At 33.1% G+C, this 26,554-nt stretch carries 25 protein-coding genes and 4 tRNA genes; 16 read left to right on the forward strand and 13 right to left on the reverse strand.

The window, feature by feature from the left end:
* Positions 1-136: 136 nt before the first annotated feature.
* The 4 genes from DMA14_RS20045 (at position 137) to DMA14_RS20060 (ending at position 4,046) form a co-directional block, all read left to right on the forward strand.
* Positions 137-1,096 (forward strand): zinc metalloprotease, encoded by a 960-nt coding sequence (locus DMA14_RS20045; protein WP_111426292.1) that lies wholly within the window; start codon positions 137-139, stop codon positions 1,094-1,096.
* Between the two features lie 106 nt (positions 1,097-1,202).
* Positions 1,203-2,294 (forward strand): AI-2E family transporter, encoded by a 1,092-nt coding sequence (locus DMA14_RS20050; RefSeq protein WP_111426293.1) that lies wholly within the window; start codon positions 1,203-1,205, stop codon positions 2,292-2,294.
* Positions 2,295-2,296: 2 nt separating this feature from the next.
* Positions 2,297-3,475 carry a THUMP-like domain-containing protein gene (locus DMA14_RS20055; protein WP_111426294.1) on the forward strand — a complete coding sequence of 393 codons (1,179 nt, stop codon included), beginning with the start codon at positions 2,297-2,299 and terminating at the stop codon, positions 3,473-3,475.
* A 4-nt stretch (positions 3,476-3,479) separates the two neighbouring features.
* Positions 3,480-4,046, forward strand: coding sequence for a hypothetical protein (locus tag DMA14_RS20060; protein WP_111426295.1), 567 nt, complete (start codon positions 3,480-3,482; stop codon positions 4,044-4,046).
* On the opposite strand, the gene DMA14_RS20065 is transcribed toward DMA14_RS20060, so the two are convergent.
* Entirely contained in the window at positions 4,047-4,694 is a 648-nt protein-coding gene (locus DMA14_RS20065; protein WP_111426296.1) for a M15 family metallopeptidase, read from the reverse strand.
* Between the two features lie 208 nt (positions 4,695-4,902).
* Here DMA14_RS20065 and DMA14_RS20070 point away from each other — a divergent pair, with 208 nt between their 5' ends.
* Positions 4,903-5,424 carry a hypothetical protein gene (locus DMA14_RS20070; RefSeq protein WP_111426297.1) on the forward strand — a complete coding sequence of 174 codons (522 nt, stop codon included), beginning with the start codon at positions 4,903-4,905 and terminating at the stop codon, positions 5,422-5,424.
* Positions 5,425-5,480: 56 nt separating this feature from the next.
* Here DMA14_RS20070 and DMA14_RS20075 read toward each other — a convergent pair whose 3' ends face one another.
* Together DMA14_RS20075 and DMA14_RS20080 are read right to left on the reverse strand one after the other, a co-directional pair.
* Entirely contained in the window at positions 5,481-6,584 is a 1,104-nt protein-coding gene (locus DMA14_RS20075; protein ID WP_111426298.1) for a fatty acid desaturase family protein, read from the reverse strand.
* 170 nt (positions 6,585-6,754) lie between these two features.
* Positions 6,755-7,078 (reverse strand): helix-turn-helix domain-containing protein, encoded by a 324-nt coding sequence (locus DMA14_RS20080; protein WP_111426299.1) that lies wholly within the window; start codon positions 7,076-7,078, stop codon positions 6,755-6,757.
* A gap of 121 nt (positions 7,079-7,199) precedes the next feature.
* Here DMA14_RS20080 and DMA14_RS20085 point away from each other — a divergent pair, with 121 nt between their 5' ends.
* From DMA14_RS20085 to DMA14_RS20105, 5 genes are all read left to right on the forward strand, one after another.
* The gene (locus DMA14_RS20085) at positions 7,200-7,475 is read left to right on the forward strand and encodes a hypothetical protein (RefSeq protein WP_111426300.1); all 276 of its coding nucleotides are present in this window, start codon (positions 7,200-7,202) and stop codon (positions 7,473-7,475) included.
* 40 nt (positions 7,476-7,515) lie between these two features.
* Positions 7,516-7,719, forward strand: coding sequence for a hypothetical protein (locus DMA14_RS20090; RefSeq protein ID WP_111426301.1), 204 nt, complete (start codon positions 7,516-7,518; stop codon positions 7,717-7,719).
* A 186-nt stretch (positions 7,720-7,905) separates the two neighbouring features.
* Positions 7,906-9,675, forward strand: coding sequence for a glycoside hydrolase family 9 protein (locus tag DMA14_RS20095; RefSeq protein WP_111426302.1), 1,770 nt, complete (start codon positions 7,906-7,908; stop codon positions 9,673-9,675).
* Positions 9,676-9,703: 28 nt separating this feature from the next.
* Positions 9,704-10,477 (forward strand): ThuA domain-containing protein, encoded by a 774-nt coding sequence (locus tag DMA14_RS20100; protein ID WP_111426303.1) that lies wholly within the window; start codon positions 9,704-9,706, stop codon positions 10,475-10,477.
* Positions 10,478-10,539: 62 nt separating this feature from the next.
* Positions 10,540-10,971 (forward strand): GNAT family N-acetyltransferase, encoded by a 432-nt coding sequence (locus DMA14_RS20105; RefSeq protein ID WP_111426304.1) that lies wholly within the window; start codon positions 10,540-10,542, stop codon positions 10,969-10,971.
* A 43-nt stretch (positions 10,972-11,014) separates the two neighbouring features.
* Here DMA14_RS20105 and DMA14_RS20110 read toward each other — a convergent pair whose 3' ends face one another.
* The 7 genes from DMA14_RS20110 to DMA14_RS20140 form a co-directional block, all read right to left on the reverse strand.
* Positions 11,015-11,533: an STM3941 family protein gene (locus DMA14_RS20110; protein ID WP_111426305.1), complete on the reverse strand. Its 519-nt coding sequence runs from the start codon at positions 11,531-11,533 to the stop codon at positions 11,015-11,017.
* A 152-nt stretch (positions 11,534-11,685) separates the two neighbouring features.
* Complete coding sequence (locus DMA14_RS20115) at positions 11,686-12,198, reverse strand: ATP/GTP-binding protein (RefSeq protein WP_111426306.1); 513 nt, start codon at positions 12,196-12,198, stop codon at positions 11,686-11,688.
* Positions 12,199-12,271: 73 nt separating this feature from the next.
* Complete coding sequence (locus DMA14_RS20120; protein WP_111426307.1) at positions 12,272-15,280, reverse strand: DEAD/DEAH box helicase; 3,009 nt, start codon at positions 15,278-15,280, stop codon at positions 12,272-12,274.
* Between the two features lie 196 nt (positions 15,281-15,476).
* A tRNA-Arg gene (locus DMA14_RS20125) sits at positions 15,477-15,550 on the reverse strand.
* 81 nt (positions 15,551-15,631) lie between these two features.
* Positions 15,632-15,705 (reverse strand) — tRNA-Arg (locus tag DMA14_RS20130).
* Between the two features lie 16 nt (positions 15,706-15,721).
* Positions 15,722-15,796: transfer RNA gene (locus tag DMA14_RS20135), tRNA-Pro, on the reverse strand.
* A 14-nt stretch (positions 15,797-15,810) separates the two neighbouring features.
* A tRNA-Ser gene (locus tag DMA14_RS20140) sits at positions 15,811-15,894 on the reverse strand.
* A 238-nt stretch (positions 15,895-16,132) separates the two neighbouring features.
* Here DMA14_RS20140 and DMA14_RS20145 point away from each other — a divergent pair.
* Complete coding sequence (locus tag DMA14_RS20145; RefSeq protein ID WP_111426308.1) at positions 16,133-17,311, forward strand: acetyl-CoA C-acyltransferase; 1,179 nt, start codon at positions 16,133-16,135, stop codon at positions 17,309-17,311.
* A 67-nt stretch (positions 17,312-17,378) separates the two neighbouring features.
* Positions 17,379-18,140, forward strand: a complete 762-nt coding sequence (locus DMA14_RS20150; RefSeq protein WP_091491580.1) for a C40 family peptidase — start codon at positions 17,379-17,381, stop codon at positions 18,138-18,140.
* A gap of 101 nt (positions 18,141-18,241) precedes the next feature.
* Here DMA14_RS20150 and DMA14_RS20155 read toward each other — a convergent pair whose 3' ends face one another.
* Both DMA14_RS20155 and DMA14_RS20160 read right to left on the reverse strand, forming a co-directional pair.
* Positions 18,242-18,850: a CPCC family cysteine-rich protein gene (locus tag DMA14_RS20155; protein WP_111426309.1), complete on the reverse strand. Its 609-nt coding sequence runs from the start codon at positions 18,848-18,850 to the stop codon at positions 18,242-18,244.
* Between the two features lie 2 nt (positions 18,851-18,852).
* Positions 18,853-19,698 (reverse strand): AraC family transcriptional regulator, encoded by an 846-nt coding sequence (locus DMA14_RS20160; RefSeq protein ID WP_111285332.1) that lies wholly within the window; start codon positions 19,696-19,698, stop codon positions 18,853-18,855.
* A 116-nt stretch (positions 19,699-19,814) separates the two neighbouring features.
* On the opposite strand from DMA14_RS20160, the gene DMA14_RS20165 reads away from it, so the two are divergent.
* The 4 genes from DMA14_RS20165 to DMA14_RS20180 all read left to right on the forward strand — a co-directional run bounded on the left by DMA14_RS20165 (position 19,815) and on the right by DMA14_RS20180 (position 22,605).
* Positions 19,815-20,801, forward strand: a complete 987-nt coding sequence (locus tag DMA14_RS20165) for an aldo/keto reductase (RefSeq protein WP_111426310.1) — start codon at positions 19,815-19,817, stop codon at positions 20,799-20,801.
* A 310-nt stretch (positions 20,802-21,111) separates the two neighbouring features.
* On the forward strand, positions 21,112-21,717 hold the full coding sequence (locus tag DMA14_RS20170; protein ID WP_111426311.1) for an NAD(P)H-dependent oxidoreductase: 606 nt from the start codon (positions 21,112-21,114) through the stop codon (positions 21,715-21,717).
* A gap of 2 nt (positions 21,718-21,719) precedes the next feature.
* Entirely contained in the window at positions 21,720-21,998 is a 279-nt protein-coding gene (locus DMA14_RS20175) for a putative quinol monooxygenase (RefSeq protein WP_111426312.1), read from the forward strand.
* Positions 21,999-22,128: 130 nt separating this feature from the next.
* Positions 22,129-22,605, forward strand: a complete 477-nt coding sequence (locus DMA14_RS20180; RefSeq protein ID WP_111426313.1) for a DUF3291 domain-containing protein — start codon at positions 22,129-22,131, stop codon at positions 22,603-22,605.
* Between the two features lie 72 nt (positions 22,606-22,677).
* Here DMA14_RS20180 and DMA14_RS20185 read toward each other — a convergent pair whose 3' ends face one another.
* Positions 22,678-26,355 (reverse strand): PKD domain-containing protein, encoded by a 3,678-nt coding sequence (locus tag DMA14_RS20185; RefSeq protein WP_157957743.1) that lies wholly within the window; start codon positions 26,353-26,355, stop codon positions 22,678-22,680.
* Positions 26,356-26,554 lie beyond the last annotated feature (199 nt).

Genomic DNA, 26,554 nt, shown 5'->3' on the forward strand with positions numbered 1-26,554 from the left:
GGAATCAATGTTTGTAAGGGGTTGTAAAATTTCTTACAAAATTTTTGATCTAATATTTTGCAAGAAAGGTATTTTGTTATAAAATTGCTACATTATTCAACTAATCAACAATTTTATAACAAAAACCCAAATTATTATGAAAAAAGTTATTATTACCACATTTACAGCATTGATGCTGTTTGCTTGTCAAAATGAACAATCTGATTCTGCTAACGCAGATGCAAGCGTTCCTGCAAGAAGAGGCTGTGCAACGCAAGAAGTTTTAGAAGCTCAATTGAAAGCCGATCCTATGTTGGCAATTAGAATGAACGAAATCGAAACTTTTACTGCACAACACGAAGGTTCAAATTTCACAGGCCGTTTGGTAAATGGAAAAATTGAAATTCCAGTTGTAGTAAACGTTTTATACAAAACTGCTGCACAAAACATTTCAGATGCACAAATTCAATCACAAATCGATGTTTTAAACAAAGATTTCAATGCTTTAAACTCAGATTACAATAATGTACCAGCATTATTCTCAGGAGTTAAAGCTAACATCGGAATTACATTTGTTTTAGATCAGGTTATCAGAAAATCTACTACAAAAACTTCTTGGGGAACAAATGACGCTATGAAGAAAACAGCTCAGGGCGGAATTGCTCCTACTTCTCCAACTACAAAATTAAACCTGTGGTCATGTGTTATTGGTGGCGGAATTTTAGGTTATGCACAATTCCCTGGTGGCGCTTCTGCTACAGACGGAGTAGTAATTGATCCTAATTACTTTGGATTATCTGGTTCTGCAAATGCACCATATAACCTAGGAAGAACAGCTACACATGAAGTAGGTCACTGGATGAATTTACGTCACATCTGGGGAGATGCAACTTGCGGAAGCGATCTTGTTTCTGATACTCCTACTCACAACACAGCAAACTACGGAGTTCCTGCTTACCCTCATTACAGCACTTGTACAGGTACACCTGTAGAAATGACAATGAACTACATGGATTATGTTGACGATGCTGCAATGTACATGTTCTCAACAGGTCAGAAAAACAGAATTTCAGCTATTTTTACAACTGGAGGAGCAAGAGCTGCTTTTGCACAATAAGCTGAAACAAAAAATATCAATAAAGCGAGATGATTCATCTCGCTTTTTTTGTTTATCCATAAATTTTAGAATGCTTTTTCCTATATTTATAGTCTAAATTTTAAGCATGATCACATCAAAAACTATTTCTAACGGAATATTAAGAGCTTTAGCTACAATTTTAATAATTGGCATCGTTTTATATTTTTTATATGAAATTCAGACTGTAATCGTTTATTTGTGTATTTCGCTAATATTGTGTTTGATCGCCAATCCGATGGTGCTGTTTTTAAAGAACAAATTAAAATTCAGCAACTCAATGGCGGCCTCAACTACCATTATCTTTTTCATTTTTCTAATTGTGGGCTTTATTCTATTATTTGTTCCTTTAATTATATCTCAAGCAAATAATCTTGCCCTTCTTGACACGGCACATCTACAAGCTCAATTTATAGAGACAGAAAACAGTCTCGAAAAATACTTTAATATTCCGCATATTGATTTGAATAAAGTTATAAAAGATTCTAAGCTTATTTCTTTCTTAGATTTTAGCTATTTTACAGGATTCATCAATACTATAATCAACTTTATGGCCGATATGGGAATGGGATTGGTGTCTGTATTTTTTATTACTTTCTTTTTCATAAAAGATCAGGATATCTTTAAAGATCAAGCAAGAAGAATATTGCCAGATTCAAATGAAGACAAAATTTTAAATTCCATCACAAAAATAAACCATTTATTGACCCGCTATTTTATTGGTTTGTTATTGCAATTAATTGTGGTGTTTATTCTATATCTGATTGTATTGCTAATTTTTGGAAATAAAAATGCTTTTGTAATTGCCTTTTTATGTGCCATTCTAAATATAATTCCATATTTGGGACCAATTATCGGAACTACTTTAGCAGCGATTCTGACTATGATAAGCATGATTGGAAAAGATTTTCAATCAGAAATTCTTCCAACAACAATTTATGTCGTTATTGGTTTTTTATTGGTTCAAGCAATTGACAACAATATTAGTCAGCCAATAATTTCGTCAAAAAGTGTAAATTCGCACCCGTTAGAAATCTTCTTGGTTATATTAATCAGCGGTATTACGTTTGGAATTGTGGGTATGATAATAGCAATTCCAGCATTTACGATGATTAAAGTAATTTTAAAAGAATTTTTTCCTGACAACAAAATCGTCTCCGTATTAACCGAAAGAATTTAGCTTTGAACAATCCTATTTTGCATCCAGAAATTCAAGAATATATAATTCAAAATACTGGTGCAGATATAACAAAATTGGCGCTCCAAAAAAATCCATTCCCAGAAATGGATTGGATTTTAATCTTGAATCAGATTGAAGCCCGAACAAAAGCAAAAGAAAAACTTCCGACTTGGTTTGATACAGAAAATATAATTTATCCAAGCAAAATCTCTGTAGAACAAACCTCTTCAGAAAAAACAGCTGCTTACAAAGCTTCTTTAATAACTGGTGAATCCCTGATTGATTTAACTGGAGGTTTTGGTGTTGACGACTATTATTTTTCGAAGAAATTTAAATCGATAACGCATTGCGAAATAAATGAAGATTTGTCAAAAATTGTATCGCACAATTTTAAACAGCTGCAAGTTGAAAATTGTACTTTTTATGCTGGTGATTCTATTCATTTATTAGAAGAAACCAAACAAAAATACGATTGGATTTATATTGATCCTTCACGAAGAAACGACAGTAAAGGCAAAGTTTTTATGCTGAAAGATTGTCTGCCAAATGTTCCGGAATTGCTTGATTTTTATTTTGAAAAATCAGATTCTATTTTAATTAAAACCGCTCCTTTATTAGATATTTCAGCAGGATTATCAGAATTAAAAAATGTAAAGAACATTCACGTAATTGCATTAGAAAACGAAGTTAAAGAACTGCTTTTTGAAATTCATAAAGGATATGCGGGCGAAATAACTTTAAAGACTGCTAATATTCTAAAAGAAAAAGTAGAAACTTTTGAATTTATTCTAGGCGAAGAGTCTTTTCCTGTTTATAATTTACCTCAACAATATTTATACGAACCAAATTCGGCAATTATGAAATCTGGAGGTTTTGATGAAATCAGCACCGCTTTTCAGATTAATAAGCTGCACAAACATTCTCATTTATATACTTCAGAAGACTTAATCGATTTTCCGGGAAGGAAATTTGAAGTTCAAAAAGTCATTCCATACCATAAAAATGAGATGAAAAACGAACTAGCCAATAAGCAAGCTAATATTACCACTCGTAATTTTCCTGAGACTGTAGAAAACATCCGAAAGAAGTGGAAAATAAAAAATGGAGGAAATTTGTATTGTTTTTTTACGACAGATGTAAAAGATAACAAAATAGTTTTAATTTGCACCAAAATAATCTAACACAATGAAACAATTAATTACGCTAACTCTATTTTTATTAACCTTTACCGCATTTGCCCAAAAACCTTGTGAATACAGTGTAAATGTAAACGACTCCATCGGATCTTATAAAATAACAAATGAATATTTGATGAGTGAGAAATATTTTGGCGGAAGCTTTAATTATATCTTCTTCTCTTTGGCTCAAACAGATGGTTTACCAACATTGAACCTACAATCTATCCAAAAAAGCAAAGATTTCATCAAAGCAAACTGTTTTGACAAAAACTCAAAAATATTTTTGCAATTAGAAAACGGAAAAATTGTAACCCTAATGCACATCAATCAAGAAAACTGCGGAACACTTGTTCGTGACGAAAAAGGGTTTGATAATCGTATCAATACTGGTATTTTTATGTTTATGAAAGATAATTATGAGGAATTGAAAAAATCTCCAATTTCAATAATGAGAATTAAATATCTTACCAATACAGAAGATTATATTGTAAAACGAGAACTTACTTCTGAATTAACCGGAAAGGTAACTAATCCGAATACTTATTTTATGGATAATATCAGGTGCGTTGAGTAATCAATTGCACTTCCATTTCTGGTTGGACACATTATCTTTTAAACCGGTTTTTAAATTGTAATGCCACCACTCAGAATCAAAAGAGTTAAAACCATTTTTAATCATGGTCTTTTTTAAATAAGCTCTATTAGAAAGTATTTCTTTTGAAAGCTGTTTAAAATTATGACTCGCCATAATACCGAAAAAATCAAAAGAAGTTCCCATATCAACTTCTTTTCCGGTTATATCCACCAAAGAAATATCTACGGCTCCTCCTCTATTATGAATGGAGCCTTTTTTTGGATCTGCAACATAAATAGGATTCGATACAATCTCCCACATTTTTTTCTGAATATCCAAAGGCCTGTAACAATCATATAATTTGATTCTATAACCTTTCTTCAAAAAATCCTTATTGGCGGCAATTAATGCTTTTACAGTCTTTAAGCGAAGCATACATTCCGCACAATCGTAAACTTTAGTTTTTAAAAAATTATCCTCTGTTGCGTATTTCATATCATAGACAAAATCATTGCTGTAATCTCGCAGATTGACAAATGCAGTATCAGAAACCTTTACTTCAGCTGAAGCTGTATAAGTTTCATTTTGCGCATGTAAACAGCTTATTCCAAAAAGAAAAAAGACTAATATTTTGAAAATATAATTCATTGTAATACGATTTTAAAAATTGAAATTAAACAAAAAAACTTAAAAACCGATTGAACATTTTCTCTTTAAGGGTAAAAAGTTTGTTTTTATAAATCTACAATTCGTCATAAATTCCTTTCAAACCAAACATTATTTTTAATATCTTTATGAAAATTAGCTCTTTACGACTTTGTAAATTAAATTATTAATTCTAAAAACCAGTTAAATTATGAATTACAGAGCCAAACACATTTCAGCAGCACTTGTAAGCAGTTTAATCTTATTTTCCTGCAAAAAAGAAATTATAAAAGAAGTTCCTAAAACAGATTCCACATCTATTAAAGCTGAAGCTTTACAGGCAGACAGTACTGTTTTGAATCCAAATGATACTTTGTATGGTTTAGTAGATAAAAGTGTCATTGGAATACAGTTTTTAACCAAAAGCAGTTTAGCTCCGAGATTAAAAAAATTACTGGGAGCAGATTACGATCAAATGATAAAAAACTGGAACACAGAAACTCCTTTTGAAAAACAAGACAATATACTTCATGCGTGGGGCTGCAAACAGCATGACTGCAGTACTTATTCTTATGATTTGTATATTGATGTTAAAAACAATAAAATCAATGTCTACAAATTTTCCGAATCAAAACTGACGGTTTTTAAAGAAGATAATTTTGATATTGAAATAAAAGATAACTTCTTAAAAGATTTAAATATTAAAAAGGAGAATATTCAAAATAAAAAATAATGCAAGCATAAAAAAAGCGGTTCAAAAAACCGCTTTTTTTATTGATATTTTTAGAGTTATATTTCTCCTGTAATCAAAATATTTTCTTTTACACCTTTGTCTCTCAACATTCTAAAATGAGAACGAACAGCGTGGTAAAACGGATACGAGGTGTATGGCAGATTGTATTCTTCTGCGTAACGTTTTATAATTGGCGTAATATACGGATAGTACGTATGTCCAACAGCTGGAAAAAGATGATGCGCTACGTGATGCGTAAATCCGCCGTAAAGAAAATTAGCCAGTTTGCTTTCTGTACTAAAATCTTTAGTCACAATCATTTGATGCATTACCCACGTATCAGAAAGATTTCCATCTTCATCAGTATGTGGAAAGTGAGCGTCTTCATCAACGTGTGTAGAAACTAATGCCACAACACCAATTGCACTACCGCATAAATGCATAGATAGCCACGCAAAAAGCACCATATACCAAGGCTGGCTCAAGAGCATCATTGGGATAAAAAGCAAATAGATGAGATTGATAATCTTAGCCGCAAACAGTCTATAAACTTCTTGTCTCGGAATTTCATCTACTACTTTCTTCACATAGTTATCCTTTGTTCCAAAAAAGTCTTTAAAATCTCTAATATAAAGCCAATTGAGGCTATAAAGAGGATAAATGAACCACATGTAAATGTGCTGATACTTGTGGTAATTAAATAGCGGACTGTTTGGAAATATTCTAATAATATCGCTCTGTTTAATATCTACGTCCCAATCTGGCACGTTTGGATAAGCATGATGCAGACTTATATGACGTCGCATCCAGAGCCAATGATTACTCCCAAAGAGTTCTAAAACATATAAAAACCATTCATTGTGCTTAGGCTTTTTAAACAAAGCTCCATGTGCAGCATCATGAAAAGCATTTATAAATAAAACGATCATTGTAATACCAGACAAAATATAAAAAAGAAACAACAATGGCGTCTGGTTGCCAAAAATTAAAATACAGGCGTAGAACAAAAAAAATACTGCCAGAAGTCCTAAAGACTTCACAACATTTAATACATACAAAGACGAGTTTTTTAAGACCGTTTCATTCACTTCTAAACGCATCTTTTTAAAAAAATCATCTGCTCCAGGTTTAACATAAACCGGTCGTTTTAATTTTTCCATATTGGTTACTGCTAGAAATTGTTAACCAAATTTAGTAAAAAAAAACTTAAAGTGTAAGTGTAGATTTAAATAAAAAAGGAGTATTTTAAACAAAAAAACCACTCTAAAAGAGTGGTTTAAATTAATACTGTGACATTTTAACTGTTAGAAACTTTTTGGAAAAATTTTTACTATTCCTCAAACTTTTTATCTGCCAGACGTAGGCGAATATTATGAATGCGTCCTTCAATTTCTTGCAAGTCATTCAAAATATTCTGCTTCTCATAAACAGGCCCAGCTTCATTAACCTTATTTTGCTCATCGGCAAAAAGATCATTCAAATCCACATCTGGAAAATTTTTACTTAAGCTAAGTATAAATTCAGAACCTATACTAGCCGTTCCATGTAAATATCTTCCAATCATTGCAGGGCTAAATCCTAAAATTGCCCCAACTTCCTTCTGCTTTAATCCTTTATCCCTAAAGAATTTACTTAGTTTCTCGTGATACATCATTATTAAAATTCAAACAAAATATAGCTATAATATATTTTTAACATTAAAAAGAATAAATAATATAATATTATTCCTACATTTACACGTAATAAAATACATACAAATAATTATTAGCAAATATATGTCAAAATTAATCAATAATAGCAATTTTAAAGAAGATAATTCTCACAATAAAAAAGCTTATGAATTTATAGATAAGCATTTACCTGTTACCTATGTTGATCTTACTATTGCCTGCATCATTAAAAAAGGCCATCCTGCTCCAAGCAAATCATTAATTAGAAATGTTAGAAACAAAACCATACTTAGAAACGATATTTTACTTGCATTAGTAGAAGTTGCCAATGAGAATAAACAGGCTATAGAAAAAATAAAACTCTTAACCTCACAATCTTAAAAAGTACATTAAAACCATTTTCAACCAAAACCCAGATTTTATGATAACCCATAATAGCAATAATAAAGAAAACAGCCATTCAGATTCCATTCAAAATCAATTTAAAATCTCTTCTTCAAACGAAACCAATTTAGAAAATACTCCAAATTTATACGGAATGAGCCTTGAACAATACAAAGAAGGTCTTGAAATTCATTCTAGATGTTTTAACCAAATAGAGAAAGCGCAAAGGGTCAGTAACTAAAAAAATCCGAATCATTCGGAAAAATCACATCAAATACACATCATTGATTTTTTAACTATGGCATGAACCCTCATAAACCTTGTTATAGTGCAAATTTTATGTTTTTAGCACAAAACTATTTAGCTTAGAAAAATTTTCTCTTTTTTGTAATTTGCCACTTCTACTAGCTAAAAAAAAACTAAAACCATGCTAAAAATTAGAAAACAATTAAGATGTGTTCTAATAGTTTTGTTTATTTCTATTTCAGCTTACAGCAAAACTATCATCTTTGTAAATCAAGTAGGCTTTGATCCAAAAAGTCCAAAAATTGCTATTATTGAATACCACAGCAATCTTTTGAACTTAACTTTTGATATTGTAGATGCTGATTCTGGAAAAACAGTTTTTACTTCAAAAATTGGAAAAGCTGAAAGTGTTGACGACTGGAAACTTGGTAACTTTTATTATAAAGCCGATTTTTCGTCATTTCAAAAACAAGGAAATTACAAGGTATCATTCAAAATTGCAGATCAAATTTATACCTCTGCCCGCTTCTCAATTGAAGAAGATATATTAGCAAAACGCACCATTTCTTCAATTGTACATTATTACAACAAACAGAGAGCCAACACACCCGAAGAACTCGAAGCCGACAAAAACATGTTATTATTTGGAAGCACCAAAAAAGTAGATGTTCACGGTGGATGGTGCGATGCTTCTGGAGATGTAAGCAAGTATTTTTCGCATTTGGCTTACGCTAATTTTGTTTCTCCCCAACAAACCCCTTTGGTAACTTGGTCTCTTATAAATACATCTGAAACCATTTCAAAAAAACTGACGCAATGGAAAATAAAAGACTCTTTGGATAATGAAGCCATTTGGGGAGCCGATTATATGATGCGTTGCCTATCTGATAAAGATTATTTTTACATGATAGTTTTCAGCTATTTTGACAAAAACCCAGCTGCAAGAAGAATTGTGGGATTAAAAGCCAACAGTGTTACTACTGACGAATATCAATCTGCTTTTCGCGAAGGCGCTGGAATGGCAATAGCCTCACTTGCTAGAATTTCAAAATGGAAAAAAAGCGGAGATTTTACTTCAAAACAATATTTAGACGCGGCTAAACGAGCTTACGCACACCTACTAATCAATAATACAAAATATGATGATGACGGAAAAGAAAACATCATAGATGATTATTGCGCTTTGATGGCCGCGACAGAATTATGGATCGCTACCAATGATAATTTTTATAAAGATGAAGCCAGAAAATGGGCTCATAAACTCGAAAACCGAATGACAGATAAAGGTTGGTTTAGAAGCAATGACGGAAATCGTCCGTTTTGGCATGCTGCCGATGCTGGTTTGCCTGTTGTAGCTCTAACTAGATATTTGAAAAAAGAATCTGATAGCAAAGAAAGAGCTGCTGCAGAAAATGTCATCAAAAAAGCTTTAGAATACAATCTTGCAGTTACAAATAATGTAGCTAATCCGTTTGGTTATGCGAGGCAAAGTTTTTTATTTAATGATAAAATACAAGACGGATTTTTTATTCCGCATGATAATGAAACTGGCTGGTGGTGGCAGGGCGAAAATGCCCGATTGGCTTCATTGGCAACTGCGGCTATTGAAGGCGGAAAAAACATTTCATTTCAAAAAAACAGCGATGCAAAAAAATCGCTTGATTTATATGCGTCACAGCAATTATCTTGGATTTTAGGTTGCAATCCATATTCAATGTGTTTCTTGTACAAATTTGGAGAAAATAATGTGCCTTATATGCATTCTAATTACGGACATGGATCTGAAAAAGGCGGCATTTCTAACGGAATTACAGGTAAAGACGGAAACGGAGACGGTTCTGGAATCGATTTTAAAATGGAAGACAAAGGCAACGAATGGCGCTGGACCGAACAATGGATTCCACATTCAGCATGGTTTTTACAAGCGATAACTGCAATGGTTGAACCATAATTTATTTCATCATCACAAAATCGCTTTCATGAAAAATTCAATAGTATTTATTTTACTCATTTTAAGCTGTTTCTTTCAGCTAAATTGTTTGGCTCAGAAACAAAAAAAATCACGATTTAAAGCTTTAGTTTTATATGAAAATGGCGGACATCATCTTCCATTTACTAAAGTAGCTAAACCTTGGCTAAATAAACTCGCCATTGACAGCAGTTTTACTATTGATTATATTGAAAGTACCAAAACAATCAATGAAGCACTTTTAAAACGATATCAGGTTTTCATTCAATTAGATTATCCGCCTTATACTTGGAGCGAAGAATCGATGCAGGCGTTTCAGAAATATATGAACAGCGGAAAAGGCGGATGGGTTGGTTTGCATCATGCTACTTTGCTTGGCGAGTTTGACGGATATCCTATGTGGAGATGGTTTTCTGATTTTATGGGCGGAATCAGATTTATGAATTATATTCCAGACTTTGCAAGTGGAAAAGTAAATATAGAAGACAAATCTCATCCTGTAACTAAAGGCCTTCCATCTGATTTCATTATCCAAAAAGAAGAATGGTATACTTATGACAAAAGCCCGAGACCAAATGTTCATGTTCTGGCTTCAGTTGATGAGTCTACTTATCAGCCAAATTCAAAAATAAAAATGGGCGATCATCCCGTTGTGTGGACAAATGATCGTTTTACTTCACGAAACGTTTATATTTTTATGGGGCATGCTCCAGAATTATTCGAAAATGAAGCTTACACTACTTTACTTCGAAATTCTATTTTCTGGGCAGCAGGCAAAAGATAGATTCGATATTACACATAATTGCTATTTTTGCCAGTCATCAAAAAAATTAAATATTCAAGATTGTGATTCAAAAAGTAGATAAAACGGAATATCCTGAATTAATTTCAGTTTGGGAATCTTCAGTTAAAGCAACACATGACTTCTTAAAACCTGAAGACTTTATATTTTACAAAGAGCTTATTCCAAACTTTTTTGACAATGTTTCTTTGCACTGTATAAAAAATGAGCAACAAGAGATTATAGGTTTCCTAGGAACTCATGAAGAAAACTTAGAAATGCTATTTGTGAGAGCAGAACAAATTGGAAAAGGAATTGGTAAAAAGTTACTCTTATACGCCATTGAAGAACTTAAGATCTCGAAAGTTGACGTGAATGAAGATAATCAAACAGCAACAGCATTTTATAAGCATTTTGGATTTGAGGTAAAATCTACCTCTGATTTAGACGGTTGCGGAAAACCATATCCGATTTTGCATTTAGAACTAACAAAATAGCCACTTCATTAAAGTGGCTTTTTTTATTTATAACAGACCATTTTTATTTTTTCCAATACTTTAAAAACAGCTTATATAATTCTTCTGCATTAATTTCAATTTCTGAAGCCGAGTACATTATATTCAATTTCGAATTTTGCTCGTCATGAGCCATTTTCCAGAGAAATTTAGAAACACGGCCATCATATTTGTCCACGTTATTAGTTGTAACCGCAACCAAAGTGTCTCCTCCTACTTTATTTAGTTGCAAATCGGTAACATCTTGCCACTCTATTCTTCCGAAAGCCTTCGCTACTGGAGTTGTTCTTCCAGAAAACCCATTTGCATCTATTTGAATTAATGGAGATTTGTCTTTTATACTTGCAAGCATTTTAAATATCAAAACAAGCATTATTAAAAGAATAGCGCCAGAAGCAATCGATAGTTTTATTTTAAATACTCCATCAAAAGTTCCTATTCCGTATAAAAGCATAATCGCTACTAAAACACAGATTCCGCCAGCATATAAAAGTAGGCTTCTTGTTTTTTTGGCATTTCGGTAAAAATTTATTTCTTCATTCATGGGGTGTAGTAAAAATTTTATTTGTTATTAGAATTAAAAATGAAGATGCAATTTACTACAAAATAATTAAGAAAGAGCCAGTCTATTTGGCAGGAAAATGTTGCGATTTAGAAACGGCCACAACCCGTTTTATTGGATTTGTTTTTAAAACTTTAATACTGTATTTTACTTTGAATTTGATCCAGTCTTTCGGATAAACTTCCTTTTACTTCAATCACTTTCAAATCAAAATCAACAATTAATTCGCTAATAATATTATTTACCTCATCTCTAAGCTCAGGCAAATCAGAGTCTGAACATAGAATTTGATCCGGTTTTTCAATGGGAACAAATACAAAAACGTCAATCTCTTTAATCACATTTTGAATTTTATTAAATACCGAGGAAAAGTTTAATGTATTGTCGACTGCTAAAGCATATCCTAAAAGATCAATCGGACAGCGATCAAAAATAGCATTCCTATTACTTCTCACGATTTGTTTTATAGAATGTTCCAACTGCATTATGTAATCGTCAGCAGTAGGCATTTCAGAAAAATTAAAACCCATTTCCTGCAGTTCAAAATACGGTTCTGGATAAAACTCGTAATCAGAAAAAGATTCATACAGTTTTTCTGCCAATGTGGTTTTTCCAACCATATGAGCTCCTAGTATTGCTATTCTCATAACGTTAATGTTTCTAAATCTACACTACTTAAACTTGTATCCGCAAGACGATATTTGGACAAAATAATCAATATCATTTTTCAATTTCATAAACTAAGTGGTTTGAAAGTAACCCAGATGGCGTTTTACTTGTTTTATCCAAAATATCTGTATTTGCAAAAACAATAAAATTGTCTTTAGCTCTTGAAACCGCTACATTTAACATATTTGGTTTATTATCTCTGTCGAAAAACATTGTTCCTGAATCGCCTTTTCCGTAGACCATAGAGAACAAAACAATAGGTCTTTCAGCTCCTTGAAGTGCATGAACAGTTCCCAGTTTTAATCTATCAATATTAAAGCCTGCATTTTTCAAAGCGTATCTCAAGTTGTTTTTTTGTCCAACAAAAGGGGTAATAATGCCGATAGAATCTTCAACCTTTCCATATTTCTCCTCTATTATCGTTTTATTTTTAACTAGCCAATTAACTATTGCTGTTACTTCATTCTCATTATACCTACTGGAATTTTTTACTGTAGAATTTCCTTCAACATGGACACAATACATTGGAGGAAATAATAAATCACCTTTTGCAGGCCCTTTAAGTGGTACTAACTTTCCGTCATATGCTAGTAAATTGCAATAATTAATAATCTCATCAAAGCAACGTCTATGCTCAACTAAAGTAACTCCTTTTTCCTTTGAGTCTAACTCTCTAATATCACTCGCATTTTGAGCCATTTTCATTATACTTCCAGTTGAAGCGAGAAAACCTTTAGGATCAAACTCTTTTTCATAAATAGGATCATCATAACTTTTAATGATATCACATTTTTTTAAATTACCTATATCTATTTTATTCGTTATATTCCAAACAGGTTCAATTTGCTTGACATCCCCCACAATAACTGCCTGCTTAGCAAGTGAAAATGTTGCTGTTCCAACCTCTGGAGAAACCTGGCCTGCCTCATCAACAATCAATAAATCTATAAAACTATAAAGAGGTGGAGTATCAAAAATATTTTTACCATCTTCTCCTCTTTTGAAAAATCTAAAAAAACTAAAGAATTTTGGAGCCATGTAAAATGTACTTACAAAGCAAGGGGTTAACATGGCTTGTCGCTGCCATCTATTTTTGGTTGCATCTAAACCTTTTTTGTCGAAATTTTCATCTCTCAAATCAGATTCTAATTTCAACAACCATCTTCCTTCCCAATAATGTAAAGCAAGCTGAAATGCTTTATGACGAAGCGTAACATCTAACTCGTCATAAAAACAATTTGGTTTAACACCATTTTTAATTTTTAAATACTCTAATTCCCAGTATTCTTCTTCCGTTTTAGGAGGATTTCCAGTAATTGAATTAGAATTTTTCCAATCTTTCCATTTACTAATTGAGTCAATAATATTTTTTGCAACTCTTATTTTATCATCAATCTTTTCAAGTATAGAACTTTTTGTATAAACAAAATCTTTGGATTCACTTATTAATGAGTCTCTCAATAAAATTTTAACTTCGGATGCTCTACTTGCTAAAGCTGATTTCAGCCCAAAAAAGCAAAACAACTTTCTAAAGAATGGTTCATTATTGAAGTATGAAATAATTTTTTCTTCTAATTTATTTAAAATCTCAATGTCAGATTTAAATTCTATTTCATTTAAAATATTTTCAGAATAATATTTCTCAACAATGCTGTCATTACGTAGATAATCTTTTAAAAATAGGTCTTCATTTTTTAAATACTCTTTCCATCTAGCAGATGCTTCATTTAATATTTTCTGGATATTTAAAATTTCCTTCTGAATCTTTTTTATAGCGTCATTAATATTTAAATTTTTATCTTCTAAATATTTTGAACACTTTTCAATGAAATAAGGCTTAGCTACTTTTAAATAAGAATCGTTTTCAACTCTATTGAATAAGCCATCACCATATTGTTTTTTGTAATTTATTCCTTTTAGTTCTGCTTCTGTCTTTCCATTAGCCGGCAAATAAGTTGCATAACCTTCAATTTCCGGCAACCATCTGCCTTCTAAAAAATTACCCGGCTTTGTATTTGATTTCGAAAAACTATCTATAATATTTGTTACAGCTTGATTATTGGTTGAGCAGGCAAGAATTATGGGAGGTTGATTTCCTTTTATCGCACTTTCTACAAATTTATTAGCAACAATACTTTGCAGCAAAGTTGTTTTTCCTGTTCCTGGAGGGCCATTAACAGCAAAAATTTTATCATTAGTCTTTAAAAAGGTGTTTAAACTTTTGCGTTGCGATATTGAAATTGGGAAATCAAATCCCATTTGTCCTGTATGTAAAAAGTTTGAATCAATAAATTCAGATACACTTAATGGATTATTCTCTTTAGGATTATTTAACGTTATAAATGTCTTTAACAATTCAGGAATAGTGTTTTCTTTTAATATCTTTTCATACAAATGAATTATCCCAATAGCCGCGTTTATATCTTCATCTGGTAATAAAACAATTGCACTTGTTAAAGTTTCATATCCCTCTGCTTTATAACTTTCAACATTCTGATTTATTGCTAATAAGAAAACATGTTTTATGTAATCTATATACTCCTGATAATTCAAATATTGTTCTCGGCCTATAGCAGTTGCATTATCAGTATTTTCAACAGTGCCGAATACAAATTCAGTTTTTTCATCAGCTAAGGGTTCTAAATATTTTCGTTGGAAAACTGGAAAATATTCTTCAGGAATCTGCAACCTTCCTTCCCTATTTAATTTTGCAAAATACCAAAAAGGAAATTTAGGCTGTTTATCTTTTAGGAAAACAAGATTTTCTGTTGTGGGTTTTATTTTTATCGGAGAAATCAAAACTTCAATTTCATCTAAAACAACCCAATTTTTACTTTCTTTGCTTAAAGCGCCTTTCTTCTTATTTATTCGCTCTTCTTCAAAGTCTATTAATTTATTTACATTGATCAAATCTTCTATTTGCTGTAAGTCAACATCAAAACTTTCAACTTCAAAATGTTGAAGTTTATCAACATTGATATCTGCTTTCAAAGAATCAGATAAACTTTTTTTCCAATATGTTAACCACTTTTTATACTCCATAATTTCCCAATCTCTCATTAATAACTAATTATAAATAAATCTCACACATAATTAAACATTAAAAGCAAATATTATTCTTTTGAATAAATCTTCTTTACGGAAAACCATACTCATCCTTTCAATATATCTCAGAAAGTGGTATTTTGTGATAATAAATATAGAAATAAAAAAGTAGTAAAAACAAGAAAACCCACCAAATAGTGGGTTTACAAAGTGATCCCAGAAGGATTCGAACCTTCGACCTACGCATTAGAAGTGCGTTGCTCTATCCAGCTGAGCTATGGAACCATTATTTCAAAATTTCTAAAGATAGAAATCAAAACTATTTACATAAGAACAAAAAAGCCATTCAATTTGAATGGCTTCTTGTGAACGCAGAAGGATTCGAACCTTCGACCGCCTGCTTAGAAGGCAGGTGCTCTATCCAGCTGAGCTATGCGTCCATTATTTCAATTGTAGTCGGGGTGGCAGGATTCGAACCTGCGGCCTCCTGCTCCCAAAGCAGGCGCGATAACCGGGCTACGCTACACCCCGAGGCAAAATTTAAGCGGAGAGACAGGGACTCGAACCCTGGCGACGGTTACCCGTCGACAGATTAGCAATCTGCTCCATTACCGCTCTGGCACCTCTCCTTGCTAGTGGAATTGCTTCCGTTTTGCGAGTGCAAATGTATAACAACATTCCTTTTCTCACAAGCTTTTTTTTGAGTTTTTTTAGTTTTTTTTTATCTTTTTTCAAAACCGCTTCACAATCAAACAAATAGAATTAACAAAAATTTCACCTTAAATTTAAAATTCGTCTATTCAATACAAAATTTGAATTTATTCAAATAAACAGTAAATTTGCTTACTAACTATTATTAAACAGAAAATGAACAAAAGAGTTGTTATCGTTTCTGCCGTTAGAACACCTATCGGAAGTTTCATGGGCGGGTTATCTAGTGTACCTGCACCAAAATTAGGAGCTGCTGCCATAAAAGGAGCGCTTTCAAAAATTAATCTTGACCCAAAATTAGTCGATGAAGTTTTCATGGGGAATGTAATTCAGGCGGGAGTTGGACAAGCTCCAGCGCGCCAGGCTGCATTGTTTGCCGGATTATCTGAAGAAGTTGCTGCTACAACAGTAAACAAAGTATGTGCTTCTGGAATGAAAGCTGTAATGTTTGCTGCACAAGCAATCGCATGCGGAGACGCTGAAATTGTGGTAGCGGGCGGAATGGAAAGCATGAGCTTAATTCCTCATTACGTACAAATGCGTGCCGGAAACAAATTTGGTCCTGCAACTATGCTTGACGGAATGCAGAAAGATGGTTTGACAGATGCTTACGACAACAACGCAATGGGAGTTTGTGCTGATTTGTGTGCTTCTGAATATAAAATCAGCCGTGAAGAGCAAGACGCGTTCGCAATTCAATCTTATGAAAGAAGTGCAAAAGCTTGGGATGCTGGAAAATTCGACAATGAAGTTGTTCCTGTTGAAGTGCCACAAAGACGTGGCGAACCAATTATATTCTCTAAAGACGAAGAATATACTAATGTGAAATTAGATAAGATTCCATCTTTAGCACCAGTTTTCACAAAAGACGGAACTGTAACTGCTGCAAACGCTTCTACAATCAATGACGGAGCTGCTGCTTTAGTTTTAATGTCTGAAGAAAAAGCAAATGCATTAGGATTAAAACCTTTAGCTTACATAAAAGGTTATGCAGATGCAGCGCAAGAACCAAAATGGTTTACAACAAGTCCAGCAAAAGCATTACCAAAAGCTTTGAACAAAGCAGGAATCTCAATTTCAGATGTTGATTTCTTCGAATTTAATGAAGCATTCTCTGTAGTTGGATTAGCCAATGCAAAAATATTAAACCTTGATAACGATAAAGTAAACGTAAACGGTGGTGCAGTTTCTTTAGGACATCCTCTTGGAGCTTCTGGAGCACGTATTATCGTAACTTTACTAAATGTTTTAGAACAAAACAATGCTAAAACCGGAGCCGCTGCAATTTGCAACGGTGGTGGTGGCGCATCAGCAATTGTTATCGAAAGAGCTTAAAATAATATCTCAAAAAATCAGGAGTTATAACATGGCTCCTGATTTTCAACTTTATAAATTTCCTTAGATGTTTGGAATTTGCAATTTAGCCATAGTACCTGTTCGAGCTGAAGCCAGCGACAGAAGTGAAATTGTTACACAGCTCTTGTTTGGCGAGCATATCGAAATTTTAGAACGTCATAATCAATGGGCGCGAATCAGAATTCAATATGATGATTACGAAGGCTGGGTCGATTCAAAACAATATCAGGAAATTACCAAAGAGCAATTTGATCTTTTGAGCAAAGAGTCCATTATTTTAAATGCTGACTTAATTGATTATATCACAGCTCCCAACAATCTTCTGCTTCCTATTCCCCTTGGAGCTTCCCTATCTTTTTTAAATAATAGCGAAATCAATACTTCAAACTTTGATTTTGAAGGAACTAAAACCAGCGGTATAAAACCTAAGAGCGCCTTGATAAAAACTGCTTTTATGTATTTGAATGCTCCATATTTATGGGGTGGAAAAACACCTTTTGGAATTGATTGCTCAGGTTTCACCCAAATGGTTTACAAATTAAACGGTTATAAAATTCATCGTGATGCATCTCAACAAGCGCTTGAAGGAGATCCGTTAAGTTTTATTGAAGAATGCGAACCAGGTGATTTGGCTTTCTTTGACAATGATGAAGGAAATATTACTCACGTAGGCATCATCATGGAAAACAACTACATCATTCACGCAAGTGGAAAAGTACGCATTGACCGTTTAGATCATACTGGAATTTACAATCCTGAATTAAATAAACACACTCACAAGCTTCGCGTAATTAAGAAGATTATATAATTAGGACTTTGAGTTAAAGTACACGGATAAAACGGATTCGCTTTGCGAAAACGCGGATTTATACGGATTTTTTTCTTTTTTCTCTCTCAGATTTTGGAGATTTATTCTTTTCTACAATATTTTTTTGCACCATTTTTATCAACAAAGCCTAAAGAGTCTTTGTTGATTGCACCAAATTTTTCGAAATTAAATTTAGCCTGCTCCAAAGTCATATGATTTGGTCCTTCTCCACCGTTTTCCCAAAAACAAACAGGACAAATATCCCACAAACCATCTTCTCCATAATCAATAGAATAATATTCGCAGCAAGGACATAAACCTGCTCTTTCTACTTCTCCAAAAATTTTATCTTTGAAATTTGGATTTATACTTTTTAGCTTTGTCTGCAAATATAAATTGGTTACATATTTTAATCCGTTTACAAGATAATCAACCACCAAACCTTCTGATTCAGCATTAAGAAACGGATCTGGAGTTTTATCAATTATCTCTATTAAATCCTCTGAAATTTCAGGATAAGAACCTTCTTCTATAGCCTCAGTTATTCCTTCTTTGTCTCCAAAAAACCAATAATTACATTCTAAAATTTCAAGTTTTTCATCACTTGACAAGTTCTGCATTTCATAAACTGCAATAACTTTTTTCGCTTCTTCCCTATTCATTAATTCAACTTTATAGAATCCGCCAAAATCGGCGTCATCAGCGTCCATTACTAAGCACTCAATCGAATCGTTTTTCTAAACTCAGACGGACTATACCCTTTTTGCTTTCTAAAAAACTTATTAAAATGGCTTTCATCCGTAAAGCCAAATTCATACGCAATTTCATTAATACGCTTCTCGCTGAATTGTAAACGGTGTTCTATCAACTTCGTTTTATAATTACTGATATACTGTTGCATCGTTTCACTGGCATGTTTCTTAAAATAACGCCCTAAATACGTATTCGAAATTCCGAAATAATCACTAATAGATTCTGCTTTAATTTTTTCAGGATAATAAATATTGTTCTGAATATATTGCAGAATATCCATTGCTTTAGCCTCAGTATTTATGGTCACTTGCTCAGGCAAATATTTCGCAATATTTCTCGCCACAATAATAATCAGCGTATTGACCAATTGCTGAATCAATTCTTGATTGTAAACATCTTTATCCTGATGTTCACGGCAAATCGCTTCAATCATTACTTTCACCAAACATTTATCAGGATCATTTTTTAAAATACAACCGGGTTGGTGATTCGCATTTTGAAGAATATATTCTAATCGCTGAATATTTTCATTCTGCAGACTCGAATTTTTCAAATAAATATCATTAAACCTTAAAAAGAAAAATTTTGTTTTAGTTTCAATGGTAAAATTATGGCAATCCTCAGGCGTTAATAAAAACAAATGTCCTGGATCATATTCAAAAATATTCTTATTAATACACTGTCTTCCTGTTCCTTCTAGAATATAAACCAGTTCGAAAAAATTATGACGATCTCCAACATCTGGATATTCATTCAGCGTTTCAAAAGAAACCGTAAAAGGTTCGTATAAGTTTTCTTTTTTCATAATTCAATTTATTTGAAGATGCAAATATACCTAAAAAAGACAAATATATACCAAATAAGAATCATAAAAACAGTATAATTTTGCCTCATCAATTTTAAACATAAAAAATCACAATCATGGAATATAGAAAACTAGGCAACTCAGAACTTGAATTATCAGCTATTACTTATGGCGCATTCGCTATCGGAGGAACCATGTGGGGCGGAACAGAAAAGAAAGATTCAATAGAATCTGTTCAGGCTTCAATTGACCACGGCGTTACTACAATCGACACTGCTCCTTTTTACGGATTTGGTTTAAGCGAAGAAATGATCGGAGAAGCTATAAAACCTTACGATCGTTCTAAAATTCAATTACTTACTAAATTCGGTTTGGTTTGGGATGGAAGCAATAACGGAAAAGGTGATTTCTTTTTCGACGCTGACAACAACGGTAAAAAAGTTCCGATTTACAAATATTCATCAAAAGCAAACGTCATTAAAGAAGTTGAAGAAAGCTTAAAACGCCTTCAAACCGATTATATCGATTTACTGCAAATTCACTGGCCAGATTCAACAACTCCAATTTCTGAAACCATGGAAGCTGCTGAAGCATTAATCCAACAAGGAAAAATAAGAGCTTTTGGAGTAAGCAATTACAATGTTTCACAAATTCAGGAAGCACAAAAAACAATTCAAGTCGCTTCAAATCAAGTGGCATACAGTATGTTGAACCGCAAAATTGAAGAAGAACTAATTCCTTTTACAGTATCAGAAAACATCGGAATCATTGCTTACAGTCCTATGGAAAGAGGTCTATTGACTGGAAAATATTTTACAGACAGCAAATTAAAAGAAAACGACCATAGAAATGGGTATTTCAATCAGTTTGATCTTCAAAAAGTAAAAACTTTAGTCGAAGAATTAACTTCTTTAGCTCATGCAAAAGAAGCAAGCTTATCACAATTAGTATTACGCTGGACATCTTTACAAAAAGGAATTGCAATTGTTCTAGCAGGATCGAGAAATGCAGAACAAGCTATTTCAAACGCCAAAACAATGAATTTCGACTTATCAGCTTCAGAATTGGAGTTTATTAATCAGGCAATTGCTAAAATAAAATAATTCTCTTTTTATAGACACAAAATCTGCGCAATCTTGTCATTCCGAGGAACGAGGAATCTTCGCGAGAAACTCCACAAAGCTTGGCATACTCTATGCGGAGCTACTTACGGAGATTCCTCGTTCCTCGGAATGACAAACTTTGACAGTCTATGTGTTTAAAAAAAAATCTCAAAAATTAAATAAATAGAATTTGGGCGTGTTCGCCGCGGCGAATCGGGCTTTCGGCTATATTTTTTGCTCCATTTCATTACGCAAAAAGATACCGCCTCTATCCCTCACGCATCCATTTTCAAAAGAAACAACAATAAAAATGAAAAAGATATTTATAATTAACGGCGGACAAAAGTTCGCACATTCAGGAGGACAATTCAATAAAACCGTTCAGGATTGGACAGTTGAATTTCTTTCTAAAAACAATGATTACGAAATAAAAACAACTCACATTGAAGACGAAATTGATCTTCAAAAAGAAGTAGAAAAATTCGTTTGGGCAGATTTAATTATCTATCATACACCAGTTTGGTGGTTTCAAATTCCGAATCTTTTCAAAAAATATATCGATGATGTTTTCACGCAAGGACACAACAACGGAATCTATAAAAACGACGGAAGAAGCCGTGTAAATCCAGACATTAATTATGGAACTGGCGGACTTCTGCACGGACGCAAATACATGCTTACTACAAGCTGGAACGCACCTGCAACCGCTTTTACACTTCCGGGAGAATTCTTCGAAGAAACTTCGGTTGATGACGGCGTAATGTTTGGCTTCCACAAAATGAACAAATTTACAGGAATGGAAAAAATAGATGGATTCCATTTTCATGATGTAGAAAAAGGCGCAACACCAGAAAATATTGCTATCTTTAAAGAGAGTTATACGAAACATTTAGAGCAAACTTTTAAAAACTTATAATTATGATTTCGATTACAGCAATTTTAAAAAGTAAACCAGAGCATTTAATTGAAGTTCAAAACCTGCTGACACATCTAGTAACCGAAACTAGAAAAGAAGCTGCATGTATTCGTTACGATTTACACACTTTCGAAAATGTTTTTATTCTTTGGGAGGAATGGAAAGATCAACCAGGATTAGAACTACATAACAATCAATCCTATTTGCAAGAATTTATCAAAAAAACCGAACACCTAGTTTCAAGCCCAATTCAGGTATACAAAACTGAACAGATTTTATAAATCATCACTCCCTGCAAGGTTTTCAAAACCTTGTAGGTATAATTTCAACATCTTCTCAAAAAAGACCTATAAGGTTTTGAAAACCTTGCAGGAAAAGCTAAATTGCCTAAAATTCAGAAACATATATTTTATGAGCAATTATCACCTTGCCGAAATTAATATTGCCAAGATGAAAGGAGTCGATATTAACGACCCAATCATGAAAGAATTTGTAGATAATTTAGATGCTATAAATACTATAGCTGAAGAAAGTGGAGGCTTTGTCTGGCGCTTAAAAGACGAAACTGATAATGCTACAAGTCTGAATCCGTACAATGATGAACAGATTATCATCAATGTTTCTGTTTGGGAAAACATAGAAACTTTAGAACATTACATGTACAAAACTTTTCACAGTGACTTTTTAAAACGTCGAAAAGAATGGTTTCAAAAATTCGGAAAAGCGCATACCGCTATGTGGTGGATTCCTAAAGGACACATTCCTACTCTTGAAGAAGCTGTAGAAAAATTAGATTATTTACAGCAAAATGGAGCTTCAGAATTAGTTTTTGATTTTAGATCTAAATTTCCTGCTCCAAAAGTAAAAAACACTTCAGAAATAGAATAAATATATTTATTAAGACAAAAAAAGACTGCAATCCATTACGATGCAGTCTTTTTTGTTTCATTTAATTTTAAGCTATTGCTTTATTATTTTCTGGCTAAAAGTCTTTTTAGATGAAGAAGTTAAATTTAAAAAATATACTCCTTTTGCTTGCTCTACCAAGTTAATAGCTTTGTTGTTATTATTTTTAGCTTGGAATTTTTCGTTATAAATAACTTGCCCAGCAACATTAAGAACCGTAACAGTATAATCATCTCCAGATGACGGTGTTATCAAATAAAAGACATCACTTGATGGATTCGGATATATTTGAACACCATCTAAATTAATTGGCTTCTGAGGTTTTGCAGCAGATAAATTTGGTCCATTGTCTATTTTTAAATTATCAAACCAAATCCTTGTTCCATAACCAGAACTGTTCTTTATTTTAAGCAGCACATTCTTTTGATTTTTTACAATACTTAAATCAATTTTCTCTTCTCTCCAATCAGAATTCTTGGTTGGAATCCAATCATTTGTCTCATTTGTTGATGTAGTCGACTTATCATCTTCAATTGGAGGCGAAACAGTTTGCAACTGCAATTGATTTTTTGAATAAACTGAAGTCCATGTTGCTCCACAATCTGAAGATGCGAATATCTCTATTTTATCGGGAGCAGGTGTTGGGTCAAAGGCATTTAAATATTGCGTATAAGCCAAATCAAAATATAAAAATGGAGTTGAAGCCGAAGAAAAATCAAATGGTTTTAAAATCAGTTCATCAATCAAACCTGAAGGATTATCTGCATTATTAATAACCAGACAAGACAAATCTCCTTTTCCAACATCTGAACGTTTCTCCCAAGTTATAGCATCTTTATCTGGGTTAATAATTTCCCAATCCTGAATAGGAAAACTAGATTCAAAATTCTCAAAATACGGAATACTATTTTTTCCTTTTACAACCACCACTCCGGTTTTATGCATCACCGTTCCAGTTCCAAAGGAATTCGTAGCCGTTAAAGTAACGTCATAAGTTCCTGGGTTTTCATAAATAACAGCTGGCGTTTGGCTTGTAGAAGTAGACGGAGAACCACCTGGGAATGACCATAACCACGATGTTGGTTCTCCTGTTGAAATATCCTTAAATGCAATTGGCAAATCACTGCATATTTTATCATTCTCTATAGTAAATTCTGAGAACGGAGTTTCTTTACTATTAAAAGTAAATTTAACATTGTCGATCCATATTCTAGATCCATATCCCGAAGTATTTTTAAATTTAAGCAAAACATTCGAAGAACCTTTAAATTCTGTCAGCAATACTCTTTCTGTTCTCCAATGCGAATCTGCTGTTGGAATCCAGTTATTTGGGTCGCTACTTACAAATGTTTCCAACTCCATGTGCGTTTTCAGATAAACACTTTTCCAAGTAACGCCACAATCTTTAGAAGCAAGAATTTCTAAAACATCAGGACTATCAGCATCAAATTTTGCATAAGCAACATCAAATGAAAAATCGGTTACTCCTACAGACATATCGACTGGTTTTAGAATAATTTCATCAATTGCACCAACCTTATCATTATCAGCATTATTCATTACCATACATGATGAAGAATTATGCCCTGCATCTGCTCTTTTTTCCCAAGTCAATTTATTGTCTGGATTAACAATTTCCCATTCTGCCGGCGGAAAAGAATTTTCAAAATTCTCAGTATAAGAAATCCTATCTGGATCAACTATCTTTACAAAATCCGTTTTAGTCAAAACCGTTCCTGTTCCGTTTGCATTTTTTGTCGAAAGAGTAACAGCATAAGAACCTGGCGAATTATAAGTTACAACAGGATTTCTGTCTGTAGAAGTGGTTGGTGTTCCTCCAGGGAAAGACCATTCCCAAGATGTAGGATTACCTGTTGAAACATCTAGAAACGGAACAGTAAGATTTGTACATCTTGTATCTCTAATATTTGAAGTGAAATCAGAAACTGGTGTCGTTGCTTGTGTTACAGCTACATTCACGTTATCAATCCAGATTCTGGTTCCATATCCTGAAACATTAGCAAATCGAATAGAAACATTTCCATTTCCTTGATAAGCACTCAAGTCTACAACTTCTTTCCTCCAATTGGCATCTGCAGTTGGCACCCAGTTATTTGCTAAAGCAGTTGGCACTTCTGTAGTCTGCAAAAGCGTATGCGTTTTAGAATAAACATCATTCCAAGTCTGTCCGCAATCTGTTGAAACCTGTACTTTTAGAACATCTGGACTCGAATCATCAAATTTTGTATAAGCGACATCAAAAAACATCTGACTATTTTGTCCTGCAGTAAAATCAAAATATGGCAATCTAATATAATCTAATGAACCCAAAACTGCATTATCAGCATTGTTCATGATCATACAAGAACTATCATTATGTCCGATATCATTTCGTTTTTCCCATGCTAAACCATCATCAGGATTAGAAATTTCCCATCCTCGTGGAGGAAAAGTGCCTGAAAAACTCTCCGCTAAATTTACAGCTGATTTTTGATCTACTTCAGTATAATTAGGCATTTCTTTGGTATTTGTTCCTAAAGAATTTGTAACCTCCAATTTTACCTTGTACACTCCAGAAGTATTATAAACAACAGTCGGATTTAATTCTGTAGATGTTGAAGGAGTTCCGCCTTCAAAAGTCCATAGTCTTGAAGCAGGCAAACCTAAAGAACGATCTTTAAAAACAATTGCTTTTCCAGAACAAACTGCTGTAGTACTACTAGTAAAATTTGCTACGGGTACAGATTCTATCACTCCAACAGAACTAAGATTACTTTGCTGCCATAAAAAACCTCTTGGATATCGTGCCACAGAAGTATCATCTAACCAATACGTCATTGCATTGGTCTGATCTCTGGTAAACATATTTTGACAATCTGTATTGTAATCCATATGATTCTCAGCATTGGCATAAACTCCACAGCTATTGAGCACATTTCTAGTACAGCCTTCACCAACTTTAGTGGGCGGAGTGTCAGCCATACCATCATTTATAGGATCGCAATCATCTTGAAAAGTGTGTTTTAATCCAAAATAATGGCCGAACTCATGTGTCATTACTTTTGCAAAAGTAGCACTAGCATCAGATCCACATGTGCTTCCTATATATCTATGATTGTAAGTTACTCGCGGAATAGCGTCTTGAATTGGTAAAAAAGCATGTCCAGAACCAACAGAACCCTGACCTGTATTAGGCTCATCAACAACTAAAACATCCAGATAATATCTGCTATTTTTACCATACCAGATATAATTGTAAATTTTAGGGTCATATCCATCACTTACATGTGCCTCTGGATGCCAGTCTAAACCAGGAATTTCCAATGGATTTCCATCTGGATCAACAGTTGCCAAAACAAACTGAATATTCATCTTACTTTTAACACCATCAAAACGCGGATCAGTATTAGCATATTCTGGAAACAAACCATTAAAATCTTTATTGACTGTGAGTAAAGCATCATCGATCCTGCATTTCATCTGCGCTTTGGTCAAACCACTGCTAACATTGGTCCCATCAGTTAGAATATGAAATACAACTGGAATAATATAGGGGACTGAAGTCATTTTAGAAGTACTGCCTTTTTTCCAAGTCTTAATTTTTGATAATGATTTTACAAAAGCGGCTTCTTCTTTTTGAGATAATTGTGTTCCACATCGGGTTGGATTCTGTCCAAAGGATACAAAAAACTGGAGCAGAAAAACTGCTCCAAAAAAGTAGTGTTTTTTCAAAATGATAGTTATTAGGTTAGTGGTACTAGTTAATTTCCATAAATCAATAAAAAGACTTATCACTTTATCTTTTTATTATTTTACAGATTGTTATTTTTTTTGATAAAAATATTTAAATGAGATACAAGAAATTGATATTATCTTATTGTAAAACAATTGTATCTTAACTAGTTCCGAATAAATTTTAATTACTATCAGA

This window comes from Flavobacterium sharifuzzamanii (genome assembly GCF_003254585.1).
Classification (GTDB): Bacteria; Bacteroidota; Bacteroidia; order Flavobacteriales; family Flavobacteriaceae; genus Flavobacterium; species Flavobacterium sharifuzzamanii.

Coding starts and splice junctions, on each gene's coding strand:
- DMA14_RS20080 (WP_111426299.1), bottom strand. CDS start 7,078: ATGATGTATCACGAGAAACTAAGTAAATTCTTTAGGGATAAAGGATTA.
- DMA14_RS20085 (WP_111426300.1), top strand. CDS start 7,200: ATGTCAAAATTAATCAATAATAGCAATTTTAAAGAAGATAATTCTCAC.
- DMA14_RS20145 (WP_111426308.1), top strand. CDS start 16,133: ATGAACAAAAGAGTTGTTATCGTTTCTGCCGTTAGAACACCTATCGGA.
- DMA14_RS20115 (WP_111426306.1), bottom strand. CDS start 12,198: ATGAGAATAGCAATACTAGGAGCTCATATGGTTGGAAAAACCACATTG.
- DMA14_RS20180 (WP_111426313.1), top strand. CDS start 22,129: ATGAGCAATTATCACCTTGCCGAAATTAATATTGCCAAGATGAAAGGA.
- DMA14_RS20120 (WP_111426307.1), bottom strand. CDS start 15,280: ATGAGAGATTGGGAAATTATGGAGTATAAAAAGTGGTTAACATATTGG.
- DMA14_RS20095 (WP_111426302.1), top strand. CDS start 7,906: ATGCTAAAAATTAGAAAACAATTAAGATGTGTTCTAATAGTTTTGTTT.
- DMA14_RS20110 (WP_111426305.1), bottom strand. CDS start 11,533: ATGAATGAAGAAATAAATTTTTACCGAAATGCCAAAAAAACAAGAAGC.
- DMA14_RS20065 (WP_111426296.1), bottom strand. CDS start 4,694: ATGAATTATATTTTCAAAATATTAGTCTTTTTTCTTTTTGGAATAAGC.
- DMA14_RS20045 (WP_111426292.1), top strand. CDS start 137: ATGAAAAAAGTTATTATTACCACATTTACAGCATTGATGCTGTTTGCT.
- DMA14_RS20100 (WP_111426303.1), top strand. CDS start 9,704: ATGAAAAATTCAATAGTATTTATTTTACTCATTTTAAGCTGTTTCTTT.
- DMA14_RS20170 (WP_111426311.1), top strand. CDS start 21,112: ATGAAAAAGATATTTATAATTAACGGCGGACAAAAGTTCGCACATTCA.
- DMA14_RS20070 (WP_111426297.1), top strand. CDS start 4,903: ATGAATTACAGAGCCAAACACATTTCAGCAGCACTTGTAAGCAGTTTA.
- DMA14_RS20165 (WP_111426310.1), top strand. CDS start 19,815: ATGGAATATAGAAAACTAGGCAACTCAGAACTTGAATTATCAGCTATT.
- DMA14_RS20175 (WP_111426312.1), top strand. CDS start 21,720: ATGATTTCGATTACAGCAATTTTAAAAAGTAAACCAGAGCATTTAATT.
- DMA14_RS20090 (WP_111426301.1), top strand. CDS start 7,516: ATGATAACCCATAATAGCAATAATAAAGAAAACAGCCATTCAGATTCC.
- DMA14_RS20150 (WP_091491580.1), top strand. CDS start 17,379: ATGTTTGGAATTTGCAATTTAGCCATAGTACCTGTTCGAGCTGAAGCC.
- DMA14_RS20155 (WP_111426309.1), bottom strand. CDS start 18,850: ATGGACGCTGATGACGCCGATTTTGGCGGATTCTATAAAGTTGAATTA.
- DMA14_RS20160 (WP_111285332.1), bottom strand. CDS start 19,698: ATGAAAAAAGAAAACTTATACGAACCTTTTACGGTTTCTTTTGAAACG.
- DMA14_RS20050 (WP_111426293.1), top strand. CDS start 1,203: ATGATCACATCAAAAACTATTTCTAACGGAATATTAAGAGCTTTAGCT.
- DMA14_RS20060 (WP_111426295.1), top strand. CDS start 3,480: ATGAAACAATTAATTACGCTAACTCTATTTTTATTAACCTTTACCGCA.
- DMA14_RS20075 (WP_111426298.1), bottom strand. CDS start 6,584: ATGGAAAAATTAAAACGACCGGTTTATGTTAAACCTGGAGCAGATGAT.